We start from the raw sequence: 9,550 nt of genomic DNA on the forward strand, positions 1-9,550 counted from the left end.
GGTATGGGTATATCATCTGGAACCAGAAAGACAATTATCGATATTCTGTATGAGCGTGCGAATAAGAAAGATAGCAATCACTTCGGCTTCGAATATGAAGCAAATGACCGTCAGTCCGTTACCCGCTTAAGCTTTGCAGCATTGCATGGGCAGGCTTGTTCTATTGCCCGACATCTGAAACACGGCGCGATTTCAGGGCGTGTTCTCCTCTGGTTTCCTCCGGGACTATCTTTTCATCGTGCCTTTTATGGTTGTCTGTACGCTGGTATAACAGCGGTCCCGATGTCCGTCCCTCCGATTCATCCGGAAAACCATCAACGTTCGGTGCGCCGTACCCAGCGTACCAGACATATTATTCAGGCTGCTGATGCTTGTGGAATACTGACGACATCGGCATTACGAGGGCAGCTCGCTTATCTACAACAGCTCATTCCAGAGATAGCAGCCCTCCCGATTTTTTTCGAAGAAGAGCTTACCGACGACATCACTGCCGCTGCAAACTGGCAACCGGAGCGAATTCATCCGGACCACCTGGCTTACATTCAGTTTACCTCCGGCTCAACGGGAGAGCCGAAAGGAGCAATGATCACTCACGAGAATATCGTGCAGCAAGGGATCGGACACGCGGAAGTTTTTCCTGTGCCACAAGGCGCATCCAGCGTTGTCTGGTTACCTTTTACTCATGACTGGGGGCTGATTGACGGTGTCATCATGCCGGTGATCAACGGTCATCAATGCTATGCTATTTCTCCTGCTTCATTTCTACAAAGACCCTATCGCTGGTTACAGGCAATCTCTGACAAACGGGCATATATTTCAGGTGGACCTAACTTTGCTTATGATCTTTGTATTGAGCGTATCCGGATAGAACAGCTTCAGTCCCTTGATTTATCAGAATGGCGTATTGCGCAGAGCGGGGCGGAAACCGTTCGTCCCGCGACATTGTCGGATTTTGCACGAAAATTTGCCGAAGCCGGTTTCTGCTATGAAAGTTTCAGGCCAGCTTACGGTATGGCGGAATCTGTTCTGGTTGCCACCGGATATCATCAGAACAATGTGTCTCCGGTGGCACTTAATTTTGAACGGGATGCGCTCAATCAGAACCGGGCTGAAGTGACAGGACAAAGTTCGGATACTGTTCCGCTTACCAGTTGTGGGATGCCAATCTCATCACTCTCGCTGAAGATTGTCGATCCGGAGACGAAAATATCACTGGGATCTGGGCAGATTGGAGAGGTCTGGATGGCAGGACCTTCTCTGGCGAAGGGATACTATAACCAACCGGATGCGACAGACGAGACGTTTAATGCCTATCTGGCGTCGGGCGAAGGGCCGATGATGAGAACTGGTGATCTGGGATTTTTGCACCAAGGCCATTTTTATATGACAGGACGCTGTAAAGAGCTCATTATTATTGCCGGGCAGAATCACTATCCTCAGGACATTGAAACAACCGTTTTTGAAGCTGTGAGTGGCCTTCGAAAGAACGGAGGCGCAGCCTTTGTCCACCACATCGACTCTCAAGGAGAGGTTCTGATTATTGTTCAGGAAATTCAGTCTATTCGCGCTGTGCCTGATCTGGAAACAGTTGTGTCGGCAGTAACGGCTGCGGTCGCTGAAGTTCATGGGATTAAGCTTGAGGCTCTGATACTTGTCCGGCCGCGGACACTCCCAGTGACAACCAGTGGCAAAATCGAGCGCAGAACCTGTTGTCAGTTATATCTGAATGATGAATTACAGGAAGTTGCCCGTTGGTCGAGATGTGATGCCTCCGACCTTGATCCCGATGGTCGGGCTGCCGAGCAGCATCATCGTGTTGATGCTGCTCGTTTACGGCGATGGCTGGCTCAGGCCATTTCACAACAGACGGGTGTTGTGCAGAATACGATCAGCGACAGACAAGCATTTTCAGATTTTGGTCTGGACTCTCGTGATTTGGGGAGTTTGTCCGGAGCGCTGGAACAGTGGCTTGGACGTGAACTGTCAGCGACAATTTTTTATGAATACCCGACCGTAGGGGCGCTGGTCTCTGCAATGACAAGCTCGGGAACATCATTGGCACAAAAAAACATCTCGGGCACGGTCGGACAACACGTTGCGGAGCCTGTTGCAGCCCGTGATGGCATTGCTGTGGTCGGAATGTCGTGTCGTTTCCCCGGGGCAACGACACCGGAAGCATTTTGGACGCAATGTCTGCAAAGCGGTAATCAGTTTGAGACGATCCCTGTTTCCCGCTTCGATGCAGGACAATACTTGCAGGTGGTAAGTCAGAAAGAGGCGCTTTCACCGCAGACCATCTACATGGACAAAGGTGCATTTATCCGTGATGTTGAGCAATTTGATGCAGGATTGTTCGGGATTTCCGGCCGGGAAGCCGTGAGTATGGACCCACAACAGCGGTTATTACTGGAATTGTCCTGGCAGGCGCTGGAGGATGCGGGGATCGCTCCGGATTCATTAAGTGACAGTAATACGGGTGTCTATATCGGATTAAGCAACAACGATTACCAGAAAATCCTGGCGGACAGCGAGCGGGTCGGTCCGTGGGGAGCAACAGGCAATGCGACCAGTGTGGCAGCCGGACGTCTCTCTTATACCCTCGGATTGCGTGGCCCTGCGATGGTGGTAGATACCGCATGTTCATCAGCGTTGGTTGCTGTTCATCTTGCTTGTCAGGCCCTGCGGAACGGAGAAGCTGATGTGGCCTTGGTGGGAGCGGCAAATCTATTGTTAACGCCAGATCTTTTCCAGAGTTTCTGTGCGGCACAGATGCTGAGTTTGAGTGGAAAAAATCGCTCGTTCGTCGCGGGTGCCGACGGGTATATTCGGGGAGAAGGTGGTGCTGTTCTAGTGCTGAAACCTCTGGCTCAAGCTAAAGTGGACGGGGATCGGGTTTTGGGCGTACTTCGGGGAAGTGCCGTCAATCATGACGGTCATTCCAACGGATTGACGGCACCGTCACAACAGGCTCAAATTGAATTGATTCGGCGGGCTCAGAATGATGCTGGTGTGTCTCCGCAGGCGATCAGTTATATCGAGGCTCACGGTACTGGAACAGCATTGGGCGATCCGATCGAATTGGAAGCATTGGAGACGGTGTTCCATGGCCGTAAACAGAGACTTGCTGTGGGATCGGTCAAATCTCAGATCGGACATCTGGAAGCTGCCGCTGGTATGGCCGGTTTGCTCAAAGCGTTGATGGTTGCCCGGCATGGGATCATTCCACCTCATCCGGAAGCCGGACAACCGACTCCTATTTTTCCCTGGGATACGGCCTCATTGATGTTACCTGAGACCGAGCAGCAGATCGAGGCCGAGCAACGTTTCGTCGGGGTCAGCGCATTCGGTCTGAGTGGGACCAACGCGCACATTATTGTTGAAAACATAGGGATTGAAAATGCTGTTGCGGCTGAGTCATTGCCAGCAGAAGTACCTACAGAGGAGCGAACTGGAAATGGCCCTTATCTGCTGCCGATTTCTGCGGCAGATCCACGGGCACTCGACCAGTTAAAAGCACATTATCTGTCATGGATGGAAAGCGCTTCGGATACGGTGTTGCCTGACCTCTGTTTCAGTGCGATGACTACTCGATCCCAGTTTCCGTACCGATTGTCAGCGTTCGGGAGCGATCTTGCCGGGATGTGCCACTCTCTGGAAAGGGCATCTCTGCCGGAAAGTGCCGTCGCGAACGAACCCGAGGTCATCTTTCTATTCTCGGGACAGGGCAGTTCGGCGTTTGCCGGTGTTCGTGAGCTTTATACACAGTTTAGTGGGATCCGACAAATATTCGATACCGGTGAGCAGCTGGCGAAGCGACATGGCATTCCTTCATTGCTGACCATTCTGTTCGGCGAAGATGAACAACGTTCTGTACAGGAAACGCAGTGGATGCAACCAGCGCTGTTTCTGATTGAATATGCGGTTGCGAAACAGTGGCAATACTGGGGTGTTGAGCCGTCTCTTTGTATCGGACATAGTCTGGGAGAACTGGTTGCTGCCTGTATCTGCGGTGCAATGTCATTTGCCGATGGTTTAGCACTGGTGATTGCTCGGGGACAATTAATGCAAACCCATGCCCCGATCGGAGAAATGACAGTTTTCTTCGCGGATTCAGATACCGTAACGACGTTGATCCGCGATATTGACGACCTACAGATTGCTGCTCGGAATGCCCCGCAGAATACAGTGGTTTCCGGTACACCAATGGCACTGGAATCTGTACGGAACCGGGCAGACGAACAACAAATTGCCTATCGGAAATTGCCAGTCACCCGGGCATTTCACACGGAGCAGATGCAACAGGCAGCCGACGAGTTGGCTGCTTATGTCACCGATCTGACTTTCCGGCCACTCCAGACGGCAATGATGACCGTCTCCGACGGTCGGCATGTGGCAGTCGGCGAGCTGATATCTGCCGATTATTGGCATCAACAATTACTCGCCCCGGTCGATTTTTATCCATCTGTACAACAGCTTGTAGAAGATGAGTCACGTTGGTTTATTGAAGTCGGATCGGGAGCGGCACTGCTCTCTTTTATCAGCGGTATGTCTTCCTCTGCCGGGAAGCGCTGTATTGCGTCCGTGTCCGGTAACCGTGGATGTGCGACATCGCTGATGAAAGGGCTCGGTCAGATTTGGCAGACTGGCGTGGCGATCGACTGGACGGCTGTTCTCCCCGAGGGAAAGAAAGTTGCCTTGCCGGGTTATCCTTTCCAACGTCAACGCTACTGGCCGATATCAACAGATCTGGCACAACCGACTGAAACGATACGAGAGACTGACGGTTTAACATCTCAGAGCGACGGTGATACTGAGTCTTTGACCACTTCGCAGCAGACTCTTGACTGGCTTCGTCATACCGTTGCCGATATTTTGCTGATTGATGTACAGCGAGTGGAAACGCAGCGTGCTCTGGTACCTCAGGGACTCGATTCATTGATGGCTATCCGTTTGATCGACCGGGTAAAAGCGCAATGCGGTTATATCCTGCCGATAGCGGATGTCTTAGGCGGCGGAACGCTGGCGGGTCTGACTGAAAAAATTCAGAGCCATATCAGTCTGACGGAAAGCACCGTGAGCGAAGACGTTTCGGTCACGGGGGAATCTGAAAGTGGTTCGCTCTCTTCCTCTCAATTGCGTCTTTGGATGCTGGACCAGCTATCTCCGGGGAACCCCGCTTATAACTTACCTACCTCGATTCGTTTGAGCGGTCCGCTTTCAGTCAGGATTTTGGAACAGTGCCTCACTACTATTCAGCAGCGCCATGCGGTCCTTAGAACCAGCTTCCTGTCCGGACTCGATAGTGAACCGAAAGCGGTCGTAAATCCGGTAGAGCCATTGTCGCTGCCTGTGACCACTCTGGCAGCAGAAAACCAGGAAGAAGCACTGGCCCGGTTTGCTGCCGAAGAAGCAGCATTTCCTTTTGATTTGTTCCGGGCGCCGTTGTTCCGTGCATCACTGGTTCACTTGTCCGACACGGAGCATGTGCTGTTTTTAACATTTCATCACATTATTGCTGATGGCTGGTCGTTAGGCGGGATTCTGATGCCCGAACTTGGGGAGCTTTACCGAGTGATGTCGGCAGGACAAACCGGTTCGTTGGAACAGACAATTACACCGGGAATGAAAATAACTTATCTGGCTCATGCAGAACGTCAACAGCAGATGATGGGAGATGAATCCTTTGCGGCACAGAGGGAGTACTGGCAGATGCAATTGGCCGATTTGCCGCCGGTCGTAACTTTACCACCGTCCCGGCGGCGTCCGCTGACCCGAGGTTACCAAGGATGCCGGCGTCATTGGGTGATGCCGGAGGAGCTCGCCGCTGGGTTAAAAGTGTTATCCCATCATCACGGAGTCACTTTATTTATGACCATGTTGGCAGGGCTGAATGTCGTGTTGCAACGCTGGACTGATCAGCATGATATCGTGATAGGTACCACTTTCTCCGAGCGAGATTCCACATCGGTCGCTGTGTTTGGCGATTTCACCAATTTCCTGCCGTTACGGATCCAGCTTGACGCACAACAGACAGTGGCGTCTCTACTTGCTTCAGTACATCAGACTTGTCTCGACGCATTTACCAACGGGCATTTCCCGTTTGATAAAATTGTGGCGGCTGTCAATCCACTCCGCCAGTCTGAGCAGCATCCGCTTTTTGCAGTTTCGTTTGTCTTGCATAGTTTTGATGCCCGGACGCGTCCAGTGGAAATGACAGATGAACTGACGGCCCGTTTTATTCCCCCGCTCATCCAGATTGACAATAACACTTCTGAAGCCGATTTAATTATCGAAGCAGCTCATGGTCCGGATGGTCTGATTCTCGAATGTGAATATGACACCGAGCTGTATGATGCCGCACTGATCGATTGTTTCTTACAGCAATATCAGACTCTGTTGGGATTTCTGGTTGAGTCATCGCAAACTACACCAGTCGCTCAATTACCAGTGGTTGAAGCCGGAACGCTACCCGGACTGATTGGAGCGCGGTTGCAAGCGTCACGGGGTGAGTCCCATCAAACTATTATCGAACGATTTGATGAGATCACCCGACATGCCCCTGATCACATTGCGATTCGGGATCTTGCCGGCGCGGACTCTTGGAGTTATCAGGCGGTTGCCAAAGCATCGGAACGGCTTGCCCGACATCTGGTTCTGCATGGTATCGGACCGGAGAGCCGGGTCGGCCTGGCGCTGAATCCGTCCGCTCGTTTAATTATATGTATGCTCGCAGTGATGCGGGTCGGGGGCACTTATGTGCCATTCGATACACGCTGGCCTGAGCGCAGACAGCAGTTTGTTACGCAAGATGCAGGTCTGGATCTGATCCTTCATGATCTGGCTCAGGCCAGAGACGCTGATTGTCCTGTTTTGGCTGTGGGGCCTGAACTGCTGCAAGGCCCAGCTGGACCTTCGGTGGTGTTGCCGACCGTGAATGGAAAGTCTGCGGCCTACGTCATTTACACCTCTGGTTCGACGGGGATGCCGAAAGGGGTCCTGATCTCGCATGAAAATGTGCTGCGTCTATTGGATTGTTCGGTGGCTCTGTTCGATTTCAATAACCGGGATATCTGGTTGATGGCCCATTCAGCGGCATTTGATTTCTCGGTTTGGGAAATCTGGGGAGCTCTGTTAAATGGCGGTACGCTGGTGACGGCCGATCCTGAAACTATTCGTGATCCGGCGGCTGTCCATCGTTTGCTTCATGAAGAGAAGGTGACCGTATTTAACCAGACGCCTTCGGCATTCCGTGCCTTTTCCCGTGAACATCTGTCTCGGCAGTCACACCTGAGTGATCTTCGTCTGATTATTTTTGGTGGAGAAGCGCTGGACTTACAGATGCTTGAACCTTGGATCGAAATTTATGGTGATCAGCAGCCACGTTTGTGCAATATGTACGGTATTACGGAGACGACGGTACACAATACCTTCCACTTTATCGGGCGTGATGAGCTGAATACACTCGGTGTGATCGGGATGCCCTTGGCTGACCGGGAATTGTATTTGCTTGATGAGTCCCTGTACCCGGTTCCTCACGGGATCGTCGGGGAAATTTATATCGGAGGGGGAGGCCTTGCTCAAGGGTATCTGGGCCGACCTGCGTTGACCGCCGAGCGATTTGTTCCGCATCCTTTTAGTCCAGAGCCGGGAGAGCGGCTGTACCGGAGCGGTGATTTAGGCCGTTACTTGCCTGACGGAAAACTGATCTACGTTGGGCGGGCAGATCATCAGGTCAAAATTCGCGGATTCCGGATTGAAATCGATGAAATCCGGATGGTGCTCAATCAGTATCCTCAGGTGATCGACAGTGTGGTGTTAGCCGAACAGGACCATGATGACACAGCGTTGATCGCTTATGTGGTCCCAGAACCAACGTCATCGGGGCAAAGCGAAGCGATAGACGGATGGCGGCATGTTTTTGATGAAACTTATGCATCACAGCATGATCTCGGGCCCGAAATGTTGAATATTTCGGGATGGCACAGCAGTTATGATGGTCATCCAATTCCTGCCGAAGAGATGAAAGAGTGGGTCGATCAGACAGTGCTACGGATTCAGGCGCTGAAACCGAAGCGTGTCCTTGAAATGGGATGTGGAACTGGCATGATCCTATTGCGTTTGGCACCGGATTGTCACGACTACACTGGTATGGATATTTCTGCGACGGCACTGGAATATATTGCCGGTGTTTTAAGCAGGAATCGGTTCGACCATGAACAGATTACCTTGCAACAGGGCGCGGCTGACGATTTTTCCTCTATTGCGCCCAGTAGCGTTGATACCGTAATTCTTAATTCCGTTGTGCAACTGTTTCCCAGTATCGATTATTTGGAGCAGGTTATTGCCGGCGCCCTCTCACGTTTGTCTCCTCAAGGAACGCTGTTTATCGGTGATGTCCGTCACTATGGATTGCATGCCCTGTTTCATTTGTCCGTGCTCGATTTTCAGAATAAAGCGGTGGGAAGTGATCTCGCGGAGCGGTTGGTCAGCCGCTGTCAGGAAGATAAAGAATTACTGGTTGCTCCGGATTATTTTTACCAACTGAAACAACGTTATCCGCAGATCCGGCAGGTTGAGGTTCGGCTGAAAACGACATGGGGTGAAAACGAAATGAGCCGGTTCCGCTTTGATGTGGTGATCCAGTGTGGCCCGGCGTTGTCGGCACCGGTCAAATGTGACTGGTTGCCGTGTCCTGAGGATCAACATGCGCTTCGCACTATGCTGAGTCAGAGTCAGAAGACGTTGTTCGGTGTTCGAAATATTCCCAACCAACGCTTGCATCGTTGGGTTCGGATGATGGCCCGGGCTGAACTGAACGGGTCGGGTGAAGCGGACCTATACTGTGATCAGCAAGCGTTCCATCCGGCTGAAATTGTTGAGATGGCAGCATCGCTGAACTGGACTGCCCAGATTTTCTGGACCGGAAACAATGCTGACGGCTGTTTTGATGCAGTCTTTATTCAGCGTGACAGAACGTCCGATCCTGAGCAGGTTGTCATTCAAAATCTGGTTGCGGATCATGGCGGGACCGCCGCATGGCAGACTCAGGCCAATGTTCCGGATCTCGGTCTGGTCAGTCAGCAGCAGATTGCAGAGATGCGTCGGCATCTGGAGGCGCACCTGCCATCGTACATGATTCCAGAACTCGTTCCGGTGGCCGGATTACCGCTCTCGGGCAACGGCAAGATCGATACCGCTCGGTTAAAACAACTTCGCCGACAACGGGTCGTTTCATCTGAAACGTTTGTCGCCCCGCAGGATGCTCTGCAAGAAGCTATAGCTGAGGAATGGCGCGAGGTTCTCGATCTGACAAAAATCGGTGTGAAAGACAACTTCTTTGAGCTGGGCGGGCATTCACTCAAAGCCACACAACTGGTGGCTCGACTTCAAGAGCGCTTCAGTATCGACGTTCCGCTCAGTGCTATTTTTACTGCGCCAACCATTGAGGAACAACATTCGATTATCCTTGAACAACTGACCCGACTGGCGCAGGAAACCGAATATGACAGCGACGATATTTCCTTACGTGATGTATCGATGCGATAAAATC

1 protein-coding gene is annotated in these 9,550 nt (G+C 51.9%); it reads left to right on the forward strand.

Going from position 1 to position 9,550, the window contains the following annotated elements; genetic code table 11:
- Positions 1-3: 3 nt before the first annotated feature.
- Positions 4-9,546 carry a hybrid non-ribosomal peptide synthetase/type I polyketide synthase gene (locus OCU60_RS06920; protein WP_074373872.1) on the forward strand — a complete coding sequence of 3,181 codons (9,543 nt, stop codon included), beginning with the start codon at positions 4-6 and terminating at the stop codon, positions 9,544-9,546.
- Positions 9,547-9,550: the final 4 nt, after the last annotated feature.

Source organism: Vibrio spartinae, assembly GCF_024347135.1.
GTDB lineage: Bacteria > Pseudomonadota > Gammaproteobacteria > Enterobacterales > Vibrionaceae > Vibrio > Vibrio spartinae.